The sequence below is a fragment of the Nocardioides sp. S5-5 genome (genome assembly GCF_054954065.1).
The window spans coordinates 1665792-1686451 of record NZ_CP199913.1; the positions used below are offsets into that span (position 1 = coordinate 1665792).

Genomic DNA, 20660 nt, shown 5'->3' on the forward strand with positions numbered 1-20660 from the left:
GACCACGCTCCCACCCTCGATGTCCTCGACAACGCCGTCGAACCCTGCCCCGCAGAAGGACCACGGTCGTGCCGGCCGGGACCTGAAGGCGGCGGTCGGGTCCGCGGTCGTGCTGCTGAGCGCGATCGCGGCCTCGCTGCTGTTCTGGAAGCCGGCGTTCATGGCGATCGTCGCGCTCGCCGTGGTCGTCGCGGTGTGGGAGCTGCGCAAGGGGCTGCTCGCCAAGGACATCGACCTGCCCGAGCAGCCGCTGATGATCGGCGGCGTCGTGATGGTCGTCGTCGCCTACCTGTGGGGCTCGGCCGCCCTGGTGACCGCGACCGCCGTGAGCGCGCTGGTCATCATGCTGTGGCTGTTGCGTCGTGGCATCGACGGCTACGTCAAGAACGCCACCGCCTCGGTCTTCGCGCTGGTCTACGTGCCCTTCCTGGGCTCGTTCGTGGCGCTGATGCTCGCCGAGGGCGGCCGTGACGGCGGCGGTCTCGACGACCCGGGCGTGAAGGGCATCATCACCTTCATCCTGGTCACGATCGCCTCCGACATCGGCGGGTACGTCGCCGGCGTGCTCTTCGGCAAGCACCCGATGGCGCCGGTCATCTCGCCCAAGAAGTCCTGGGAGGGCTTCGCGGGCTCGACGCTGGCCACCGTCGGCGCCGGCGTCGCACTGGTGGTCTACCTCCTCGACGGCGACTGGTGGATCGGCGTCGCTCTCGGCCTGATCGCCGTCGTGATGGCCACTCTCGGCGACCTGTGCGAGTCGGTCATGAAGCGCGACCTCGGCATCAAGGACATGAGCCAGGTCATCCCGGGCCACGGCGGTCTGATGGACCGCCTCGACTCGCTGCTCGCCACGATCGCCCCGATCTGGCTGCTGCTGCACTACGGCATCTTCACCTGACCGTCCCGGCCACCTCGCCGAGCACCGTCATCGCCGAGCCCAGCTGCTCGTCGCTGAGGTACGGCGCCGGCCCGAACCGCAGGTACGGCCCACGGCTGTCCGTCAGCACGCCGCGCTCGGCGAGGGCGGCCTGCAGCCGCGCCGCCTCGGGCGTGAACAGCGTGAGGAAGCCGCCGAACCGGTCGGCCGGCGTCTCCCGGTCGCGGGTGATGAGCTCGTCGGGCAGGTCGAGGCCGTCGAAGGCGGCGGCGAGCAGACCGCGCTGGTGCAGCGAGATCTCGCGCAGCCGTGGGGGAGTCAGGCCCTGCTCGGCGAAGAAGTCCAGGACGCGGGCGGCGCGGTAGTGGCTCGTCGGGTCGTACGTCGATCCGGCGAACCGGTCGCTGCCGCGGGCGTAGGCGATGAGGCCGGCGGGGGTGTCGCTGAGGTCGCCGAACTCGGCGTACCAGCCGGTGATCACCGGCCGCAGGTCCTCGGCGTGGGCGGGGAGGCGTAGGAAGCAGTTGCCCTCGCCGAGCTGGAGGTACTTGTAGCCGCCGCCGACGACCCAGGCGTCGCCGAGGCTCGCCTCGGCGAGCGAGAGGGGGACGACGCCGAGCTGGTGATAGGCGTCGACGAGCAGCTCGGTGCCGGTGCGGGCGCAGGTGGCGGCGACGAGGTCGAGACCGGGGACGCGCTGCGAGGTCTCGAAGAGCACCGAGGAGACCACGACGGCGGCGGTGCGGTCGTCGACGGCGGCGGCGATCCGCTCGGCCAAGGTGGCGACCGGCCGGGTGGGCACCTTGACGACCTCGAGCCCGGCCTCGGCGAGCCGGTCCAGCTGGCGGCGCGCGGAGTGGAACTCCCCGTCGGTCGTCACCAGCCGTGGCCGCGAGCGCAGGTCGAGGGCGGACAGGAAGCGGACGACCAGCTCGTGCGTATTGGCCCCGAGCGCGACCGCGGCGTCGGGGTCGCCGAGCAGCGAGCGCACCCCGGAGCGCAGCCGCTCGGCCCGTTCCTGCGCGCGCCCCCACTTCTCGTCGACCGCGAGCGCCGCGTCGTCGTACGCCTCGAGGACGGCGTCGCGGGCGACATCGGGCCAGGCCTGGTGGGAGTGCCCGGTGAGCAGCAGCCGGTCGGCGACCCGGAACCGGGTGTAGTGCTCGGCGAGGCTCACATCTCGCTCCGGTGCGGATCGGTCACCGACCCACTCTCACAGAGGGTCGACCTCGCTGCCAGTACGACGCGCTCGGCGTCGGTTGAGCGGCGGATATCCGATCGTTGGTGCCTGGCCGCTACGATCGCCCGGACATGAGTGACGCAGGTGAGGGCCGCGCGGGCGGCGAGACGGCCGCGCCGGACGAGAGGTCTCGGCGCCCCGACTGGTTCCACCGCGGGCACCCCGTCTTCTTCCCGCTCGCCGGGTTCTTCACCGGCATGGTCGCTGTCATCGTGGTTCCGGGGCTGTACGCCGCGATCATCAAGTGGGTCGCCGGCTACAAGCGGGTCGAGGAGCTGTTCCCGTTCGTGCTGCTGATGTTCGTCGTGCCGATGGGGATGCTGGTGCCCCAGCACACCCGGCGGTTCGGGCGCTACATGCTGCTCGGGATGCTCTCCACGCTGCTGGTCGTGGTGGGCGTCGGCGTCGCCGTCGTGTGGTTCCTGCTCAACAAGGACGCCTGAGCGGACCTCGGGGGATTGGGTCCCCGCGTGCGCGGGTGGGAGAATCGTCGCGATGTCCGACCAGCCCGACGCGCAGCCGCGCTCGCTTCCTCTCGTCCTCGCGGAGCCGCGCGGACGCAAGAAGCCACCTCGGCACCTGGCGGACCTGACTCCGGCCGAGCGCAAGGACCTCCTGGTCGAGATGGGGCTGCCCGGGTTCCGGGCCAAGCAGCTCGGCATGCACTACTTCGGCCGACTGATCCACGACCCTGCCGAGATGACCGACCTGCCGGCCGCCCAGCGCGCCGAGCTGGTCGGTGCTCTGCTGCCGGACCTGATGGACCCGATCCGAGAGCAGAGCGCGGACCGGGGCAAGACGGTCAAGACGCTGTGGAGGCTCTTCGACGGCGCCCTGGTCGAGTCGGTGCTGATGCGCTACCAGGACCGCGCCACGATCTGCATCTCGAGTCAGGCGGGCTGCGGGATGGCCTGCCCGTTCTGCGCGACCGGCCAGGGCGGCCTGCAGCGCAACATGTCGACCGCCGAGATCGTGCATCAGGTCGTCGTCGGCGCCCGCGCCATGGCCAACGGTGAGGTCGCGGGTGGACCGGGGCGGCTCTCGAACGTCGTCTTCATGGGCATGGGCGAGCCGCTCGCCAACTACAAGGCCACCGTGGGCGCCGTACGCCGTCTCACGGAGCCGGCACCCTCCGGGCTCGGCCTGTCGGCCCGCCACGTGACGGTCTCGACCGTCGGCCTGGTGCCCCGGATCAGGCAGCTCGCGGGCGAGGGCATCCCTGTCACGCTCGCGCTGTCCCTGCACGCCCCCGACGACGAGCTGCGCAACGACCTGGTCCCGATCAACACCCGCTTCTCCGTCGCCGAGACGGTCGACGCCGCCTACGAGTACTTCGCGAGGACCGGTCGGCGGGTGTCGATCGAGTACGCCCTGATGCGCGACATCAACGACCAGGGCTGGCGGGCCGACCTGCTCGCCGACGTGTTGTCCGCGGACGGCCGTGGCACGGGCTGGGTCCACATCAACCCGATCCCTCTCAACGAGGTGCCGGGGTCGCGCTTCACCCGGTCGCGCGAGGAGGACATGGACGAGTTCGTCCGCCGCCTCGAGGCCAAGGGCATCGCGACGACCATGCGGGACACCCGGGGCAGCGAGATCGACGCGGCCTGCGGGCAGTTGGCCGCCGCGGAGTAGCGCGGCGTCGATAGCCGGACATCTGGCCGATCGAGCATGATCGACGTCATGACAGATCCGGCTCCGCAACGGGTGCGAGCCGCGAGCGCGGCGTGGGTCTTCGTGCCCGCGGGAGCGCCGCGGGTCGAGACGGAGGAGTACCTGCTCGTCCGGCACCCCGACTGGAACGAGCGGCCGGTGCAGGTGGCCTGGACCCGGGCCGGGCGACCGGTGGCCGAGGTCGTCGACGACGTGCTCACGCGGGCCCGGGGCCTGGTGGACCCGGCGGTGCCGGCGACGGCTGAGGTGGCGTGGTGGGTGCGGCTGGACGCGCCGGAGGGGCTCGAGCGGGAGCTCGTCCGCCGGGGAGCAGTGCTCGACGAGACGGTCGACGTACTCGCGCTGGACCTCGCCGACGCCGACCCGGCGACACCCGCGGCCGGCGTCGAGCTGCGCTGGAGCGACGACGTGGAGGTGTTCGTCGACGCCGTCGGCCTGACCACCGAGGTCCTGGGCGGCACGCCGACCGACCACGCCTCGCTGGAGACGGTCTTCCCGGGCGAGCGGGCCAAGGTCCGCGGCGGGGGCGGCGGAGCGGTGGTGGCGTACGTCGAGGGCCGGCCGGTCGGGTCCGGCGGCCTCACCGTCGTCGGGGCGGACGGGCGGCTGTGGGGTGGGGCGGTGCTGCCCGAGTCGCGGGGGCGGGGCGTCTACCGGGCGCTGCTCGCCGCCCGACTGGGGTACGCCGCGGACCACGGCGCCGACCTCGCCCTCGTGAAGGGCCGGGTGCAGACGTCCGGACCGATCCTGCGCCGGGCGGGCTTCACCGCGCACGGGCAGGAGCGTTCCTGGCTGCTGCCGGTCCACTGACCGGCCGGGCAGCCGGGGCCGGGACGGGGTCACGCCAGCGGGTTGCCCACCACCAGCTCGACGTTGCGGTCCTCGGCGGTGCCGAGCCCCGCGCCGTGGTCGTGCCAGTCGTTGGCGGCGAGCTCGCGGGCCAGGCCGGCGAGCTGCTCGGCATCGGCGGTGCCGGCGCCGGCGGACGCGGGGCCGGCGTGGTCGACCATGGTGGTGAAGATCGACAGGGTGCCGTCGCGGTTGTCGGCGACCTCGATGATCCGGGCCTGCTGCGGCCAGTCGATGTGGGAGGCGGTGGTGATCTCCCACAGGCCGCCGCCGGCGGGCCGGGGACGCGGAGTGATCTTGTTGCGGTGGGTGTGGCCGTTGACCCAGGCGATGACCGACGGGGTGGCCAGCAGGGTGTCGAGGACCGTGGCCCCGGTGACCCGGGTCTCCAGCGAGCCGCCGGTGGCGACGAGCGGGTTGCCCATGGTCTCGGAGGTGTGGTGGCTGAACACCAGCACCACCTTGTCCGAGGACTGCGCGAGCAGGGTCTGCAGCCAGGCGAACTGGGCCTCGTCGAGCGAGCCGTCGGCGTACCCGTTGGGGTTGACGGTGTCGAGGACGACGAAGCGGAACCGGCCCTGGTCGAAGGAGTAGAACGCCGTGCCCTGCTGCCGGTTCGCGCTGGTGAAGCCGTGGCCGAGGGGCGCGCCGCCGAGCAGGAAGTGCTGCTCGACGATCTGCTGGCGGGTGAGCAGGCGCCGGTTCAGGTCGGGCGTGACGACCCGGACGCCGCCGTTGAGGACGCCGCCGAGCAGGCCGGTGAGCACGGCGCCGGGATCGGCGGTGAGGTCCTGGAGCAGCTGGCCCGGGTCGAGGCCGAGCGGCGGCGAGACGATCTTGAGGGCGCCGAGGGCGATCAGGTTGAGCTGCAGCGTGGAGGCGGGGAAGTTGCCCTGCGAGAGGCCGTCGTGGTTGCCGAACACGGAATACCACGGGAACCTCAGGCCCTCGGCGGTGAACGGGCGGCGGGCGGCGCCGAGCAGGCCGGGGACGACCGGGAAGCCGTACTCCGAGCGCGGACGGTCGACCGGCTTGCCGATGGGGTTGCCGTCGGGATGCCAGTACGCCGGGTCGTAGGTCGCGCGGCTGCTGTCGGCCACGCCCTCCCAGGTGCCGAGGTTGCCGGAGTCGAAGCGGACCTGCCCGCCGTTGAGGACGCTGATGTTCCAGCGGACCTCGTTGAGCTGGGAGTTGTCGGAGTTGTCGCCGGTCTGGATCGCGAGGGCGAACGGCCTGCCGGTCACCGGGCCGCTGCCGATCCGGTTGATCGCCTTGACCATCGAGTCGGCGACGTGACCGGTGAGCATCTCGTGGGGGCGGTACGACGACGTGAACAGTCCGGTGGAGGGCAGCGGGCTCGGGTCGTCGAGCCGGTCGGTCCACTCCAGGCGCAGCGGCGACTGCGCGTCGACGATGTGGACGTCGCTGAGCTGGACGAACGAGATCAGTCCCTGGCGGCGCGCGGCTCGCCCGGCGTCGCTGAGGACGCCGAGGGCGGTGCGGGCGACGTGCGGCTCGCCGGAGGCGGCGATCACGGTGCGGTAGCCGCGGGCGCCGGCGGGAGCGGTGGCGTAGGTCCGGCCGAGGGTCGCCGGTGCGAGCGGGTCCGCCGAGGCGGGGGAGCGGAGCACGCCCGGGAGCGTGGTGGCGGCGGCCGCGAGACCGCCGGCGGCGATGGCGTTGCGGATCAGGTTCCGACGAGAGATCTCCACGAAGCAGGCAACGACGCGGAGGCGAGCCGGGTCACGTCGTACCCCAGGCGTTCACGAACGGGTCGCCGGACACTCGCGCAAAACCCAACCTGCCGTTGACGGGCGGTGCCTAGCGTCGCTGCCATGAACGAGGTCATGGGGGAGCAGCGGAAGCTCCGCGTCCTGGTGGTCGCCGAGTCCTTCCTCCCGCAGGTCAACGGGGTGACCAACTCGGTGCGCCGGGTGCTCGAGCACCTCGCGGCCGAGGGGCACCATGCCGAGCTCGTGGCGCCGACCGGCCCGGACACGTACGCCGGCTTCCGGGTCCGTCGCGCCCGCGGCGCCAACCTGCCGTTCTACCCGGACTTCCGGCTCGGCCTGGAGCCCCGCCGGCGGCTGCGCCAGCGGATGCTCCGGTTCCGGCCGGACGTCGTCCACATCGCGTCGCCCGCGACGCTCGGCTACCAGGCCGCACGTGCCGCCGGGGAGCTGGGCATCCCGACCGTCGCGATCTACCAGACCGACCTGGTCGGCTTCGCGCAGCGATACGACGTCCCGGGGGGCGTGCGGGCGGCCGCCGGCCTCACCCGGCGCATCCACCAGCAGGTCGACCGCACCCTCGCCCCGTCGACCGCGAGCATCGACCAGCTCCGGGCCCTGGGCGTCCCCGAGGTGTACCGGTGGGGCCGGGGCGTCGACCTGGTGGCCTTCCACCCGCGGCACCGCGACGAGGCGTTGCGGAGCCGGATCGCGCCGGACGGCCGTCTCCTGGTCGGGTACGTCGGCCGGCTGGCCGCCGAGAAGGAGCTGGACCTGCTCGTCCACCTCGTCACCGACCGGCGCTACGCGCTCGTGGTCGTGGGCGGCGGCCCCGAGGAGCAGCGGCTGCGCGGCCTGCTCGGCGACCGGGCGAGCTTCCTCGGCCTGCTGCACGGCGACGAGCTGAGCCGGGCCTACGCCTCGCTCGACGTGTTCGTCCACACCGGCCGCTACGAGACCTACTGCCAGTCGGCGCAGGAGGCGCTGGCGTCCGGTGTCCCGGTGGTCGCCCCGGCCGCGGGGGGACCGGTCGACGTCGTCGCGCACGGCGCCACCGGCCTGCTCTACCGTCCCGGTGACGGGGCGGCGCTCGCGGCCTCGGTCGACCGGCTGGCCCGCGACGCCGGGCTGCGCGGCCGGATGGGGGCGACCGCGGTCCGGGCCGTGCAGGAGCGGTCGTGGCACGCGATCAGCGAGCAGCTCGTCGCGCACTACCGCGCGGTGGTCGGCGACCAGGTCAGCGCGCGGGCGGCCTGACGGTCACGAACAGCGCCGCGGCGTCCTCGACCGTGTCGACGAGATGGACGTGTTGCTCCATCGCGCGACCCCGGGAGAGCGCCTGCAGCAGTGGCCAGGCGGGCAGCTCCTCGGTCCAGTACCGCCGGCCGACGAGCACCATCGGCGCGACCGCGGCGTCGGTGGCGTAGTAGTTCTCGCACGCGTCCTGGAAGATCTCCTGGACCGTGCCGCCGGCGCCGGGCAGGAACACGATCCCGGCGTCGCACACCATCAGCAAGATGGCCTCGCGCAGCGCGTTGCGGAAGTACTTCGCGATCGCGGTCGCGAACAGGTTCGGCGGCTCGTGGCCGTAGTGCCAGGTCGGGACGCCGAGCGAGGGGCTCGGGTCCGCGACGAGGGCGAGCGCCGCGCGGGCCGCGGCGACCCAGTCGTCGACCGAGGGCCGGAAGGACGGTACGTCGGCCAGCCGGCGCAGTGCCTCGGCGAGCGTCTCCGGCGGTGCCGTCGCCATCCGGCAGCCGAGGTTGGCCGCCTCCATCGCGCCCGGCCCGCCACCGGTCGCCACGACATGGTCGCGGCCGAGGAGGGCGCCGAGACGGGCCGCTTCGTCGTACGCCGGGGTGCCGCGGTCGGCGGCGTGCCCGCCCATCACGCCGACCAGGCCGCGGCCGACGCCGGCGACCCAGGCGCCGAGCGCGGTGTCGATCGCCTGGTCGTGCAGCACTTCGGCGAGCGCCTCCGCGGGGCCCGAGGTCGCCAGCGCCCAGTGGTAGGCGCGGCCGTCGAGGGTGTCGGCGTAGCGCGGCGCGTCGTAGAGCTCGTCGGGGGTGTAGAGGTGGGTGCGGGTGATGTCGAGCCCGGCGACGTGGGTGCCGGCGACGGCTCCCGCGCCGGCCTCGAGGGTGTGGTCGTCGTCGGTGCGGCACTCGACGACGACGCTCCGGGCGCGGGTGCTCCTCACGGTGCGTGACGCTACCGTGCCGGTTCCGCGCTGCCTGTCTGCCTTGTGAGATGAGGTTTGTCTATCGATTAACTTGACTTTAACCTTGGTGAGACATCGCCCCGAGTGATCGAGGGGCCACCGACAGGAGCCACCGATGACCTACCGTCCCGAGACCCTCGCCGTCCACGCCGGCCAGGAGCAGGCCGACCCCGCCACCAACGCGCGCGCGGTGCCGATCTACCAGACGACGTCGTACGTCTTCAACGACACCGAGCACGCCGCGAACCTGTTCGCGCTCGCCGAGCCGGGCAACATCTACACGCGGATCATGAACCCGACGCAGTCGGTCTTCGAGGAGCGGCTGACCCAGCTCGAGGGCGGCGTGGGCGCGCTCGCCACCGCCTCCGGCTCCGCGGCGACGACCTACGCCGTGCTCAACCTGACCTACGCCGGCGACAACATCGTCGCGCTGTCCACCCTGTACGGCGGCACCTACGCGCTCTTCGCGCACACGCTGCCCCAGTTCGGCATCGAGGTCCGCTTCGTCGACCCCGAGAAGCCCGAGGACCTCGCCAAGCACGTCGACGAGAAGACCAAGCTGGTCTTCGCCGAGACGGTCGGCAACCCCAAGATCAACGTCGTCGACGTCCGGGCCTGGGCCGACGCGGCCCACGCGCAGGGCCTGCCGCTCATCATCGACAACACCGCGCCGACGCCGTACCTCGCCCGCGTCTTCGACCAGGGCGCCGACGTCGCGGTGCATGCCGCCACCAAGTACATCGGCGGACACGGCACCTCCATCGGCGGCATCATCGTCGACTCCGGCAACTTCGACTGGGCCGCCCACGCCGAGCGCTTCCCCGGCCTCACCCAGCCCGACGGTGCCTACCACGGCGTCGTGTGGACCGAGGCGGTCGGCAACCTCGCCTACATCATCCGGGCGCGCACCGTGCTGCTGCGCAACACCGGCGCCGCCGTCGCACCACTCAACTCCTGGCTCTTCCTGCAGGGACTGGAGACCCTCCACCTGCGCATGGAGCGGCACAGCGCCAACGCGCTCGCCGTCGCCGAGTACCTCCAGGCCCACGACGCGGTCTCCTGGGTGAGCTACCCCGGCCTCGCGGACAGCCCCTACAAGGCCGTCGCCGACCGCACCTTCACCGGCAAGGGGTACGGCGGCCTGGTCAGCTTCGGCGTGAAGTCCGGCCGCGACGGGGGCAAGCGCTTCGTCGAGGCGCTCGGCCTGTTCAGCCACCTCGCCAACATCGGCGACACCAAGTCGCTGGCGATCCACAACGCGACCACCACCCACTCCCAGCTCACCCCGGAGGAGCTCGAGGCGGCCGGCGTGCCGGAGGACATGGTCCGGCTCTCGATCGGCATCGAGAACGTGGACGACATCGTCGCCGACCTCGAGCAGGCCCTCGCCGCGTCGAAGTGAGGCGGAGGTAGGTTCATCGCCCGTGGGGACGATGGGATACGTCGAGACCCAGCGGGTCGTGCTCGCCACCGAGCACGACCCGCTGGTCCTGACGGGTGGTTCGGTGCTGGAGCACGTCGAGGTCGCCTACGAGACCTATGGCGAGCTGAACGCCGCGCGGGACAACGCCGTGATGGTGTGCCACGCCCTGACGGGCGACGCCCACGCGGCCGGCCTGCACCTCGGCGCCAAGCGGCGCGGCTGGTGGGACAACCTGATCGGCCCCGGCAAGGCCGTCGACACCGACCGCCTCTTCGTCGTCAGCGCCAACCTGCTCGGCGGCTGCTCCGGCACGACCGGTCCGTCCTCGACCGACCCGGCCACGGGGCGGGCCTACGGGCCGGACTTCCCGGCGCTCGACATGGCCGACCTCGTCGCCGTCCACCGGCGGCTGCTCGGCCATCTCGGCATCGACCGGCTGCACGCGGCGGTCGGTGGCTCGATGGGTGGGATGCAGATCCTCGAGTGGGCGCTGCGGGAGCCGGACCGGATCGACCGGGCCGTCCTGGTCGCGGCCAGCTCGCGACTGACCACCGAGAACATCGCGTTCTCCGCGGTCGCCCGGGCCGCGATCCTGGAGGACCCCGACTTCCACGGGGGCCGGTACGCCGAGCACGGCGTCACGCCGCGACACGGGCTCAAGATCGCCCGGATGATGGCTCACATCACCTATGTCTCCGGGACCTCGCTGGCCGAGAAGTTCGGCCACGCCCGCGACACCTCCGGGTCCGAGAAGCGGCTGGCCGCCGACTTCGAGGTCGAGCACTACCTGCAGCACCAGGGGGAGAGCTTCCTGGATCGCTTCGACGCGCTGTCGTACCTGCACCTGACCCGGCCGATGGACTACTTCGACCCGTTCGGCACCCACCCGGACGTCGTACCGTCGACCCGGTTCCGGCTGGTCTCCTTCGACTCCGACTGGCGCTTCCCGACCGCGCACTCGCTGCGGATCCGCGACCGGCTCGCCGCCCGCGGCGTCGCCGTGGACCACACCGAGGTGGCCTCGCGGTGGGGACACGACTCGTTCCTGCTGGAGCCACCCGGCTACCACGACCTGGTGCGCTCCTTCCTCGACTGAGGGCCGCCGCCCTACCATGGCGAGATGACGCCCCGGCCGGTGCTCGACAGGTTCTCGGTGGTCGACGCCGACGACCTCGACGAGTTCCGGGCGTCGGTGTCGCGGGCGCTCACGCCCCACCGGCTGGTCCCTCTGGAGCCGTCGGGCCGGGTCGCCCGGGCGTCGGTCGCCGTCGCGCCCCTCGGTTCCCTCTCCCTGGTCTACGGCGAGCACCGGGGCGCCGAGCTCGGCGCCACGCTGACCGAGCAGGTCGACTACTACGACGTGAACCTGTCGTGGGGCGGGCGCAACCTGATCGCCTGCGGTGACGACGAGGTGGTCGTCGACGACGTCACGGCTGGGATCATCTCGCCGCGGATGCAGGCCCGGATGAGGCTGAGTGCCGACTATCGCCAGCTGCACGTGCGCTTCGAGAGGTACGCGCTGGAGCGACACCTCGAGCGGATGCTGGGCCGGACCGTGGTCGCGCCGATCCGGTTCCGGATGGCCATGGACCTGCGGGGACCGGCCGCGGCGTCGTGGGCGCGGGCGGTGCGCCTGCTGGTCGACGACCTCGACGAGCCACTGGGGCTGGCGGGAGCCATCGACGAGTCCAACCCGTTCGCCGGCTTCCTGATGACCGGGCTGCTGCTCGCGCAGCCCCACAACTACAGCGACCAGCTCGCCGAGCGGCGCCACGGCGCGCACCGGCCGACCCCGGTCAAGCGGGTGGTCGACCTGATCGAGGCGCACCCCGACGAGGAGCTGAGCGTCGAGCGACTGGCCGAGGAGGCCGGCGTGAGCGAGACCGCGCGCGTGATCGCGTCGGTCGGCGACCTCGACCACGCCTTGCGCGACGCCCTGCCGCTCGACTACTACCGCTACTTCAGCGGCGCGGGCGAGCTGCTGGTCGAGCTGGACTGGCGCGGCACGTCCGCCGGCCACCCGGCGCACATCTCGATGTACCAGCCCGACATCGAGGACGCGGTCGACGCCGGCGCCCGCGGGAGCGGCAACGTCGAGGTCGACCAGGGCTGGTCGGTCGTCAACCTGCGGCCCCACGAGGGCGGCGTGGAGGTGACCGCCCGGCCGTGGAGCCAGTCGCGGACCGGTCAGTGGTCGCACGCCGGCGAGGAGCGGACCATCACCGCGTCGTATGTCATCGGGGCGGACGGCGCCAACAGCTTCGTCCGCGCCACGCTCGGCATCGAGCGCAGCGACAACGGCGTGGACGACCGCTGGCTCAACGTCGACACCGAGCGGCTGCGCGAGCTGCCGGAGCGCTTCGCCCGGACCACGCAGTTCTGCGACCCGGAGCGTGGCCACATGTTCATGCCGATCGGGCGCAGCCGCCAGCGCTTCGAGCTGGCGGTGCTGCCCGGCGAGGACGAGGCGGACTACGAGGACCCCGCCTTCGCCTGGCGATGGCTGGAGGAGACCCACGGGCTCGGCCCCGAGGACGTGCGGATCCTGCGCCAGGTCGTCTACACCTTCCAGGGCCGGATCGCCGAGCGGTGGCGCGAGGGTCGGGTGCTGCTCGTCGGCGACGCGGCGCACACGACGCCGCCGTACATGGGCCAGGGGGCATGCTCCGGCATGCGCGACGCCACCGCGATCACCGAGATCTCCACAGCGCTCGGCAAGGTCGCCAACACCCATGACCCGGTCGAGGCGGCCGCGCGCGACGAGGCGTTCTCGACCGGATCGCGCTGCGGCCGGAGGACCGGATCGCGGGTGCGGTGCTCGTCATGCACGGCGGCGAGGACCCGATCGTGTCGCGTGAGGAGCAGCAGCCCTTCCTGGACGCGGCCCTCGGCGTGGCCGACCTGCGCGAGTGGGACGACGGCGACCACACCGTCTACCGGCACGGCGAGGAGCGCAATGCCCTCGTCGCGGACTGGTTCGCCGACCACCTCCGGCCGGCCCGCCCCACCCTGCTGGACGAGGTCCGGGCGAGCTTCGCGGCGACCCCGGATCCCCGCACCCGGACGATCCTGGACGCGGTCACCCGCCATCTCCACGCCCTGGTGGGCGAGCTGCGGCCGACGCTGGTGGAGTGGGAGCAGGCGGTCGACTTCCTGACCGCGGTCGGGCACAAGTGCGACGACACCCGGCAGGAGTTCGTGCTGCTCTCCGACGTGCTGGGGGTCTCCATGCTGGTCGAGACGCTCAACGGCGGCGACCACGGGACCGAGAGCACCGTGCTCGGACCGTTCCACATGACCGAGTCGCCGCGCCGGGCGCTGGGGGACTCGATCAGCGAGGTCGGCCCGGACCGGCCCGCCGTCGTGACCGGCGTGGTCCTCGACCTCGCCGGCCGGCCGGCCCCCGGGGCGAGCGTGGACGTGTGGCAGTGCGACGAGGACGGCTACTACGACGTCCAGCGGCCCGACGTGCAGCCGCCGGGCAACGGGCGCGGGATGTTCACCGCCGACGGGGACGGCGGGTTCCGGTTCCGCACCGTGGTGCCCTCGCACTATCCGATCCCGACCGACGGTCCCGTGGGTGCGCTGCTGCGCGCCAGCGAGCGCCATCCGTACCGCCCCGCGCACGTGCATCTCATCGTCGACGCCGACGGCTTCGAGCCGCTGACCACGCACCTGTTCGTCGCCGACGGTCCGTACCTCGACAGCGACGCGGTGTTCGCGGTCAAGCAGAGCCTGGTTCGTGAGTTCGTGGTCGTCGAGGACCCGGCCGAGGCGGAGAGGTATGGCGTGCGCGCGCCCTTCCGTCGGGCACACTTCGAGGTGCGGCTGGCCGGCCGGCGAGATGAGGAGACAGTGTGAGCGGGTTCGTCCACGAGGCCCTGCTGATGCGGGTGGTCTTCGGCTCCGGGGCCGTCGACCGGGTCGCCGAGGAGGTCGACCGGCTCGGGCTGCGTCGGGTGCTGGTGCTGTCCACGCCCCGGCAGGGCGCGCTCGCTGCGCTGGTCAGCGACGTGTTGGGGGAGCGGGCCGCCGGGACCTTCGACGGGGCCCGGATGCACGTCCCGGTGGCGATCGTCGCGGCAGCCGTCGAGGTCGTCGAGGAGCTGGGTGCCGACGGCTGTCTCGCGATCGGCGGCGGCTCGACGATCGGCCTGGCCAAGGCGCTGTCGCTGCGGCTGGGCCTGCCGTCGGTGGCGGTGCCGACGACCTACGCCGGCTCCGAGATGACGCCGGTCTGGGGGCTCACCGAGGACGGCCGGAAGACGACCGGCCGCGACCCGGTCGTGCTGCCGCGCTCGGTCGTCTACGACCCCGACCTGACCCACGGGCTCCCGGCCGCGGTGTCGGGGCCGAGCGGCCTGAACGCGATCGCCCACGCTGTCGAGGCGCTCTACGCGCCCGACCGGACGCCGGTGGTGGAGGCGCTGGCCGAGCGCGGGGTGCGCGACCTCGCGGCCGCGCTGCCCCCGGTCGTCGTGAACGGTGCCGACGGTGCCGCGCGCGCCCTGGCCCTGGAGGGCGCCTGGCTGTGCGGCGCCTGCCTCGGCGCGACCACGATGGGCCTGCACCACAAGCTGTGCCACGCGCTCGGCGGCATGCTCGACCTTCCCCACGCCGAGACGCACGCGATCGTGCTGCCGCACGTCGCCGCCTTCAACCTGCCCGCCGTACCCGAGGCCGACGCCGCGCTGGGCCGGGCCCTCGGCGTCGAGGACGTCCCGGCCGCGCTGCGCTCCCTGGCCGAGCGGGTCGGGGTGCCCGACGGGCTGCGGGCGCTCGGGGTGCGCCACGAGGACCTGGCCCGGGTCGCGGACGAGGTCCTCGCGGCGCCGTACCGCAACCCGGTCGCGCCGACCCGGGCCGACCTCGAGACGATCCTGGAGGCGGCCTGGCGCGGCCGCTAGAAGGCCTGCGCCATCAGGTCGCCGAACAGCTCCTGCGGATCGACCTCGAGCCCGCGGCGCTGGAACCAGGTGCAGACGTTGGTGCAGTCGCGCAGCAGGAAGTCGAAGCCCTGGACGTTGCCGACCAGGTCGACCAGCTGGGGCAGGTCGATGACCACCAGCCGCTCGCCGGCGGCCAGGATGTTGTACGGCGACAGGTCGCCGTGGACCAGCCCGGCCCGCACCAGCGTCTGCATGGCCGCACGCAGCTGGTCGAAGTACGACGCCAGCAGCGCCGGCCCCGGGCGGGTCTGCGCCAGTCGCGGCGCGGTGTCGCGCCCGTCGGGCCCCTCGACGGTGATCCACTCCATCAGGATCTCGGTGCCGTCGATCTGCACCGGGTAGGGGACCGGCAGCCCGAGCGACCAGCAGCGGTGGAGCGCCGACCACTCCGAGATCGCCCACTCGCCGGCGGCGACCTCGCGGCCGAAGGTGCTCTTGCGCTTGAGCGCCCGCTCGTCGCGGGAGCGCTTCATGCTGCGACCCTCGGTGTAGGTGGCCGAGCGGTGGAAGCTGCGGTGATCGGGCGAGCGGTAGCGCTTGGCCGCCATCACGACGCTCTGCGCCGGGTCGTGCGGGTCGGTGCGGTCGACCAGGTTGACGTCGGCCTCCTTGCCGCTCTTCAAGATGCCCAGGTCGGTGTCGACCGCGCCCTGGGACGTGACGACCCAGTCGGGGCGCGGCTCGGGGCCGCGGGACAGCGGCTCGACGTCGAGCCAGGTGGACCAGCGCTGGCCGGGGCCGAGCTCGTCGTACGCCTCGAAGTCGAAGACGAAGCGCGGGTCGATGTCGGCGACATCAGGGGTGGAGGGGTGCTCCTGGGTCACGGTGGTTCCTCGGGGTCGAGAGGGTGCGGACTGAGGGCAGGCCGACGACAGCGATCGACATGTCACGCTCCTCTCGACGGGTCCGCGGGGCTCGCGGACGGACGGGCCCACCCTGCCGTGCCCGCGTCGGGAGTCGCAACCGATTTCCGCGGCGTAGATTGACCGGGTGCGCCGACTCGCTGCCCCGTTGGGCCTCCTGCTCGCCCTCCTGCTGTGTCTGCCCGGTCTCACCGCGGCCGCCGCCCTCCCGGGCCTCGAGGCGAGGAGCGACGGCAGCGGGTCCGCGCAGGGCACGGATCCGTACTGGCCGCTCGACGGCAACGGCGGCACCGACGCGCAGCACTACGACGTCCGGGTGCGCTACGACTTCGCGAGCGGCCGGCTCCGGGGTCGCACCGCGATCACGATGACCGCGACCGCCGACCTGCGCAGCTTCTCCCTCGACCTGCTGCTGCCGGCCACCAAGGTCAAGGTCGACGGCCGCAAGGCCCGCTTCCGCAAGGCCGGCAAGCACGAGCTGCGGGTGAGGCCGTCGACCCCGATCGCCGCGGGCGCGTCCTTCCGCGTGGTGGTGCGCTACGCCGGTCGACCGGCCGCCTACCGCTACGCCGGCGAGCGCAACTGGCTCGCCAGCCGTACCGAGGTGGTCGCGATGAACCAGCCGCACATGGCGTCGTGGTGGTTCCCGTCCAACGACCACCCCAGCGACAAGGCCACCTTCGACGTGCGGGTCACCGTGCCGAAGGGCAAGCAGGTCGTCGGCAACGGGGTCCGCGTCGGCCGCACGGTCAAGCGCGGACTGGCCACCACCCACTGGCGGATGAGCGACCCGATGGCGACCTACCTCGCCTTCTTCGCCGCCGGGCGCTACGCGATCGACAAGGGCACGACCGCCGCCGGCATCCCCTACTACAACGCCGTCTCGCGCGGCCTCGACCCGAAGCTGCGCGGCTACGTGCGGGGCGTCCTGCGTCGTACCGGCGCCATCACCGACTGGCTGCAGGCCCAGCTGGGGCCGTACCCGTTCGCCACCACCGGCGGCCTGGTGACCGGGCTCGACGTCGGGTTCGCGCTGGAGAACCAGACCCGGCCGACGTACGGCAGCTGGATCTATCCCGGCGTCATCGTCCACGAGCTGGCCCACCAGTGGTTCGGCGACAGCGTCGCCGTGCAGCGCTGGCGCGACATCTGGCTCAACGAGGGCTTCGCGACCTACCTGGAGGCCGCGTACGCCGCCGCGCACGGAGGACCGTCCGTCGAGGTCTACCTCGACCGGATGTACGACAAGTACTGCACCACGCCGACCTCGGAGTTCTGGCGCCTCGACATCGCGAACCCCGGCGCCGACCACATCTTCGACGAGGCGGTCTACGACAGGGGCGCGATGGCACTGGCCGCGCTGGGCAACCGGATCGGCGCCGACGACCTCGGCACCGTGCTGCGGACCTGGGTCGCCACCCACCACGACGGCAACGCCACGGTCGAGCAGTTCCAGGCGCTCGCGTCGAGCGTCTCCGGTGAGGATCTGACCGGGTTCTTCAACGCCTGGCTGCGCGATGGGAAGGTCCCGGCGCCGGGGCTCGCCAACGGCCTGCAGGACGTCACCTGCGGTTGACCACCGCAGCGAACCTCGAAACTCCCTAGATCAAGGGCGAAAGTCCTCAGGTGCCATGGCACAAGACATCACGCACGAAAGTCCTCGAACCGGTGGAGGGGGTCTCAGGTAGGGTCCGCCTGTCATGTCTCAGGACATAGGTGACAGTTCTGCATCACGACATCGGTGACACTTCTCGCGGATCAGGTGGTGACACCTCGTCGTGAATCTGAGCGCAGCGGCCAAGCAAGAACGCCACTTGTACGCGGCATGACAGGTCGGATCATTCGGCGATCAGAGTGGCGACGGCCTCCAACAGTTGCTCGATTTCAGGTCCGTGTCCGAACAGCATTCGGCTACCACCGATGTCGAGCAACCTTCTGATCGAATCTGTTTCGCGAGCGGTGTCTTCGCTGAAGCCTTCGGGAGCACGAGTGAGCTTCCCGAACGCCGTGCCGACGAGGTCGCCGGCCAAGAGGGTCCCGTCGTTGACGAGGAGCGAGAGGTGGCCGGCGGTATGGCCCGGGGTTTCGAGTATCCGCAAGCCGCGAAGGTTCGCCCCGTCCGCAACGGGAATGAAAGCGAAGTCGGGTTGGTCGGCACCGTGCGCGTGAACTTTCGCATGCGGCGCGGCAGCCTGGATCGCCCGCAGGGGAGCGTGATCTGAGCCGGCTCCGGCGGGAGTCGGACCTGCGGCAGCGGCTGACCGCGCGCCGGTGACGGTCTATCGTCGGGAACATGACCGCTCGACTGAACCCCTACCTCAGTTTCACGGGTGATGCCTCGGACGCCCTGGCGTTCTACCAGGACGTGTTCGGCGGCGATCTCACGATCAACCACTTCGGCGACTTCGGCACCGACGACCACGGCATAGGCGACCAGGTCATGCACGGCCAGTTGGAGACAGCGTCTGGCCTCACGCTGATGGCCGCCGACATGCTGCCGGGCGAGACGTTGCGGCCCGGAAACAACCTCGCGGTCAGCCTCGGCGGGAACGACACCGAGGAACTGCGCGGCTACTGGCAGGCGCTGTCGGACGGAGGGACCGTGACGGTCGACCTGGCCACCCAGCCGTGGGGCGACGAGTTCGGGATGTGCATCGACCGGTTCGGGACCTCGTGGGTGGTCAACATCGCCGGGGGCGCCTGACCTACCGGATCCGCGCTGCGCCCGGTCGGTCAGGATGTCCGTCGGTACCGGAGGTCGGCGATGCCGCGGCCGGCGGCAGTCCCCTTGCGCTCGAACCTCGTCACCGGCCGCTCGGCCCAGCGATCGACCACGCCACCCTTGGTCGACCGCGCGAACACTCTCGAGTTCTTCGATCACGAAGGCACGCTCATCGCGGAAGCGGACTGGCCCGCCCCCGGCGTTCGGCTACGTGGGAGCGGATCGACTTCGCAGACCCGAACCGTCACCGATGTCCTGAGACATCACACAGGTAGGGTCCGCCGACCGGTTGACTTCGAACATGTGTTCGAATAGAATCGGGGCATGATCTCGGACCTCTCTCACGCCACGGCGGAGCAACTGCTCCACGCGGCCGAAGACAGTGTCCGGACGACCCGTCAGGTCGAGGTCGACAAGCTCGAGGTCCTGCTCGCGTGGGCCGATCTGCACTCCGGGGACCCGCAGGACCAGCCCAACGCGGTACCGGTCAAGCGTGGCGGGCCACGCCTGATCACGCTGGGTGGGGACGGGACACCCCAGGTCGCGGACCTGGCGTTGGTCGAGATGGCGATCGCCCGTCACGAGAGCGTGATGGCGACCCGCAGTGCGCTCGCCGACGCGTTCGACCTACGCCACCGACTCCCGACAGTGTGGGCCGGTGTCCGCGACGGACGCTGCGAGCTGTGGGTGGTCCGCAAGATCGCCCGGATGTCACGACGCCTGGATCGCCACCAGGTCCACATCGTCGACACCGCCCTCGCCGCCGCCCTGGACGAGGCGCCGGGTCGGATCCTGACCATCGCCGAGGCCAAGATCATCGAAGCCGACACCGTCGCCCACCTCGAGCGGATCCAGGCCAACCAGGCCAAGAAGGGCGTGTGGTACCCGACACCCCGCCCCGGCTCCCAGATCGACGACCGGCTCGACGGTGCTGACAACACCGCGGGCCTGGGGACCGTGTTCGCGCGGATCGACGAAGCCGACGCACGCGCGCACCAACAGATGGTCGAGGACCTCGCCACCGCCCTGGCCGAACACGCCGAGGTCCCCGACGGAGCCGAACCACTGGGCGTGGACCACTGGCGAGCCGAGGCGTTCGCGATGCTCGCCGACCCCGCCGCCGCCCTCGCGTTCCTCCAAACAACTCACCAGACATCTCGGGACGGTTGCAGCACAACCTCCTCGATGACCGGAGACCCGGAGGACGCGGAGGTCGAGGAGGTCGTGGAGGTCGTGGAGGTCGAGGAGCGAGCCTCACGAGAGGCCCCCAGCACGACCGCGGACCTGGTCGTCCACCTCACCATGGACCAGGGCGGGGTCTTCGGGCCCGTCGCCCGCGTCGAAGGCATCGGACCGAGACTCCTGGCCCAGGTCCGCGACCTGTTCGCCCGTCACGCCCACGTCACCCTCACCCCGGTCATCGACCTGCACACCGGCAGGTCGGTCAACGGCTACGAACACCCCACCGACGTCAAACACCGCACCCAGCTCCGCACGATCGGGGAGCCCTTCCCCCACGCCACCAGCCTCTTCACGAAGCACGGCCGCCCACACGACCACGACCACACCGTCGCCTACCACCCACACGGGCCACCCGGGCAGACCGGTGACCACAACGACACCCCACTGACCCGACACCACCACAGAGCCAAGACGCATGTCCGCGGGTACACCGTGCTGCAACTCGGACCCAATACGTGGATCTGGGGCACACCCCACGGCCTCTACCGCCTCGTCACCGGCGGCGGCACCCGACCCATCACCCAAGCCGAGTACCACCTCCACACCCAGCAGGCGATCACCCTCGCCGCCGACTACGCCGCCTGGGCCTCCGCGCGCCTCCCGTGTGACCCCTGGTGCGTTTGGTACCAATGTGCTGATCTGTGCCCTCGGGCGCACCCGCACACGGACGGAGACACCCGCACATGGACGCCAAGAAGCTGATCGCGCTCGTGGTGATCGTCTTCCTCGGGTTCTGGATGTTCACCGACCCGAGCGGACTCGCCGACACCTCGAAGGCCGCCGCCAGCAGCGGGTGGGACCTGACGACCCAGGCGTTCAACGGGGTCATCGACTTCGTCGGCGCGATGGACTGACCGACGGCGCCGAGTC

General features: G+C 71.9%; 20 protein-coding genes. 15 read left to right on the forward strand and 5 right to left on the reverse strand.

What is annotated here, in order from left to right:
• The first annotated feature begins 19 nt into the window (after positions 1-19).
• A complete protein-coding gene (locus ACUP6Y_RS07880) occupies positions 20-898 on the forward strand; it encodes a phosphatidate cytidylyltransferase (protein ID WP_462555234.1) in 879 nt (292 codons plus the stop codon).
• On the opposite strand, the gene ACUP6Y_RS07885 is transcribed toward ACUP6Y_RS07880, so the two are convergent.
• The gene (locus ACUP6Y_RS07885; protein ID WP_462555235.1) at positions 891-2054 is read right to left on the reverse strand and encodes a kynureninase/PvdN C-terminal domain-containing protein; all 1164 of its coding nucleotides are present in this window, start codon (positions 2052-2054) and stop codon (positions 891-893) included. The two genes, ACUP6Y_RS07880 and ACUP6Y_RS07885, sit on opposite strands and share 8 nt — an antisense overlap.
• Before the next feature lie 134 nt (positions 2055-2188).
• Here ACUP6Y_RS07885 and ACUP6Y_RS07890 point away from each other — a divergent pair, with 134 nt between their 5' ends.
• Genes ACUP6Y_RS07890 through ACUP6Y_RS07900 form a run of 3 tightly spaced genes read left to right on the forward strand, consistent with a single transcriptional unit; the run spans position 2189 to position 4601 of the window.
• Positions 2189-2560: a hypothetical protein gene (locus ACUP6Y_RS07890; protein WP_462555236.1), complete on the forward strand. Its 372-nt coding sequence runs from the start codon at positions 2189-2191 to the stop codon at positions 2558-2560.
• 52 nt (positions 2561-2612) lie between these two features.
• Positions 2613-3752 carry a dual-specificity RNA methyltransferase RlmN gene (rlmN, locus tag ACUP6Y_RS07895; RefSeq protein WP_462555237.1) on the forward strand — a complete coding sequence of 380 codons (1140 nt, stop codon included), beginning with the start codon at positions 2613-2615 and terminating at the stop codon, positions 3750-3752.
• A gap of 48 nt (positions 3753-3800) precedes the next feature.
• Positions 3801-4601, forward strand: a complete 801-nt coding sequence (locus ACUP6Y_RS07900) for a GNAT family N-acetyltransferase (protein ID WP_462555238.1) — start codon at positions 3801-3803, stop codon at positions 4599-4601.
• A gap of 29 nt (positions 4602-4630) precedes the next feature.
• Here ACUP6Y_RS07900 and ACUP6Y_RS07905 read toward each other — a convergent pair whose 3' ends face one another.
• A complete protein-coding gene (locus tag ACUP6Y_RS07905; protein ID WP_462555239.1) occupies positions 4631-6352 on the reverse strand; it encodes a TIGR03767 family metallophosphoesterase in 1722 nt (573 codons plus the stop codon).
• A 123-nt stretch (positions 6353-6475) separates the two neighbouring features.
• Between ACUP6Y_RS07905 and ACUP6Y_RS07910 the strand changes: the two genes are divergently transcribed.
• Positions 6476-7627 (forward strand): glycosyltransferase family 4 protein, encoded by a 1152-nt coding sequence (locus ACUP6Y_RS07910; protein ID WP_462555240.1) that lies wholly within the window; start codon positions 6476-6478, stop codon positions 7625-7627.
• Here the strand turns inward: ACUP6Y_RS07910 and ACUP6Y_RS07915 are convergent.
• Positions 7608-8570, reverse strand: a complete 963-nt coding sequence (locus ACUP6Y_RS07915; RefSeq protein WP_462555241.1) for an LOG family protein — start codon at positions 8568-8570, stop codon at positions 7608-7610. The two genes, ACUP6Y_RS07910 and ACUP6Y_RS07915, sit on opposite strands and share 20 nt — an antisense overlap.
• A 136-nt stretch (positions 8571-8706) precedes the next feature.
• Here ACUP6Y_RS07915 and ACUP6Y_RS07920 point away from each other — a divergent pair, with 136 nt between their 5' ends.
• From ACUP6Y_RS07920 to ACUP6Y_RS07940, 5 genes are read left to right on the forward strand one after another with little or no spacing between them, the layout of a single operon-like run.
• Positions 8707-9993 carry an O-acetylhomoserine aminocarboxypropyltransferase/cysteine synthase family protein gene (locus ACUP6Y_RS07920; protein WP_462555242.1) on the forward strand — a complete coding sequence of 429 codons (1287 nt, stop codon included), beginning with the start codon at positions 8707-8709 and terminating at the stop codon, positions 9991-9993.
• Between the two features lie 31 nt (positions 9994-10024).
• Positions 10025-11110, forward strand: coding sequence for a homoserine O-acetyltransferase MetX (gene metX / locus ACUP6Y_RS07925; RefSeq protein ID WP_462556664.1), 1086 nt, complete (start codon positions 10025-10027; stop codon positions 11108-11110).
• A 24-nt stretch (positions 11111-11134) separates the two neighbouring features.
• Positions 11135-13171: an FAD-dependent monooxygenase gene (locus ACUP6Y_RS07930; protein WP_462555243.1), complete on the forward strand. Its 2037-nt coding sequence runs from the start codon at positions 11135-11137 to the stop codon at positions 13169-13171.
• A complete protein-coding gene (locus tag ACUP6Y_RS07935; RefSeq protein ID WP_462555244.1) occupies positions 13117-13875 on the forward strand; it encodes a dioxygenase family protein in 759 nt (252 codons plus the stop codon). Before ACUP6Y_RS07930 ends, ACUP6Y_RS07935 begins: the two co-directional genes overlap by 55 nt.
• Complete coding sequence (locus tag ACUP6Y_RS07940) at positions 13872-14921, forward strand: maleylacetate reductase (RefSeq protein WP_462555245.1); 1050 nt, start codon at positions 13872-13874, stop codon at positions 14919-14921. Before ACUP6Y_RS07935 ends, ACUP6Y_RS07940 begins: the two co-directional genes overlap by 4 nt.
• On the opposite strand, the gene ACUP6Y_RS07945 is transcribed toward ACUP6Y_RS07940, so the two are convergent.
• On the reverse strand, positions 14918-15787 hold the full coding sequence (locus tag ACUP6Y_RS07945) for a serine protein kinase RIO (RefSeq protein WP_462555246.1): 870 nt from the start codon (positions 15785-15787) through the stop codon (positions 14918-14920). The two genes, ACUP6Y_RS07940 and ACUP6Y_RS07945, sit on opposite strands and share 4 nt — an antisense overlap.
• Before the next feature lie 166 nt (positions 15788-15953).
• Here ACUP6Y_RS07945 and ACUP6Y_RS07950 point away from each other — a divergent pair, with 166 nt between their 5' ends.
• Positions 15954-17402: a M1 family metallopeptidase gene (locus ACUP6Y_RS07950; RefSeq protein WP_462555247.1), complete on the forward strand. Its 1449-nt coding sequence runs from the start codon at positions 15954-15956 to the stop codon at positions 17400-17402.
• Positions 17403-17664: 262 nt separating this feature from the next.
• Here ACUP6Y_RS07950 and ACUP6Y_RS07955 read toward each other — a convergent pair whose 3' ends face one another.
• On the reverse strand, positions 17665-17856 hold the full coding sequence (locus ACUP6Y_RS07955) for a hypothetical protein (protein ID WP_462555248.1): 192 nt from the start codon (positions 17854-17856) through the stop codon (positions 17665-17667).
• A 30-nt stretch (positions 17857-17886) separates the two neighbouring features.
• Here ACUP6Y_RS07955 and ACUP6Y_RS07960 point away from each other — a divergent pair, with 30 nt between their 5' ends.
• The 4 genes from ACUP6Y_RS07960 (at position 17887) to ACUP6Y_RS07975 (ending at position 20644) form a co-directional block, all read left to right on the forward strand.
• Positions 17887-18048: a hypothetical protein gene (locus tag ACUP6Y_RS07960; protein ID WP_462555249.1), complete on the forward strand. Its 162-nt coding sequence runs from the start codon at positions 17887-17889 to the stop codon at positions 18046-18048.
• A gap of 71 nt (positions 18049-18119) precedes the next feature.
• Positions 18120-18530 (forward strand): VOC family protein, encoded by a 411-nt coding sequence (locus ACUP6Y_RS07965; RefSeq protein WP_462555250.1) that lies wholly within the window; start codon positions 18120-18122, stop codon positions 18528-18530.
• A 342-nt stretch (positions 18531-18872) separates the two neighbouring features.
• Positions 18873-20492 (forward strand): hypothetical protein, encoded by a 1620-nt coding sequence (locus ACUP6Y_RS07970; protein WP_462555251.1) that lies wholly within the window; start codon positions 18873-18875, stop codon positions 20490-20492.
• Positions 20474-20644 (forward strand): hypothetical protein, encoded by a 171-nt coding sequence (locus ACUP6Y_RS07975; RefSeq protein WP_462555252.1) that lies wholly within the window; start codon positions 20474-20476, stop codon positions 20642-20644. Before ACUP6Y_RS07970 ends, ACUP6Y_RS07975 begins: the two co-directional genes overlap by 19 nt.
• Positions 20645-20660 lie beyond the last annotated feature (16 nt).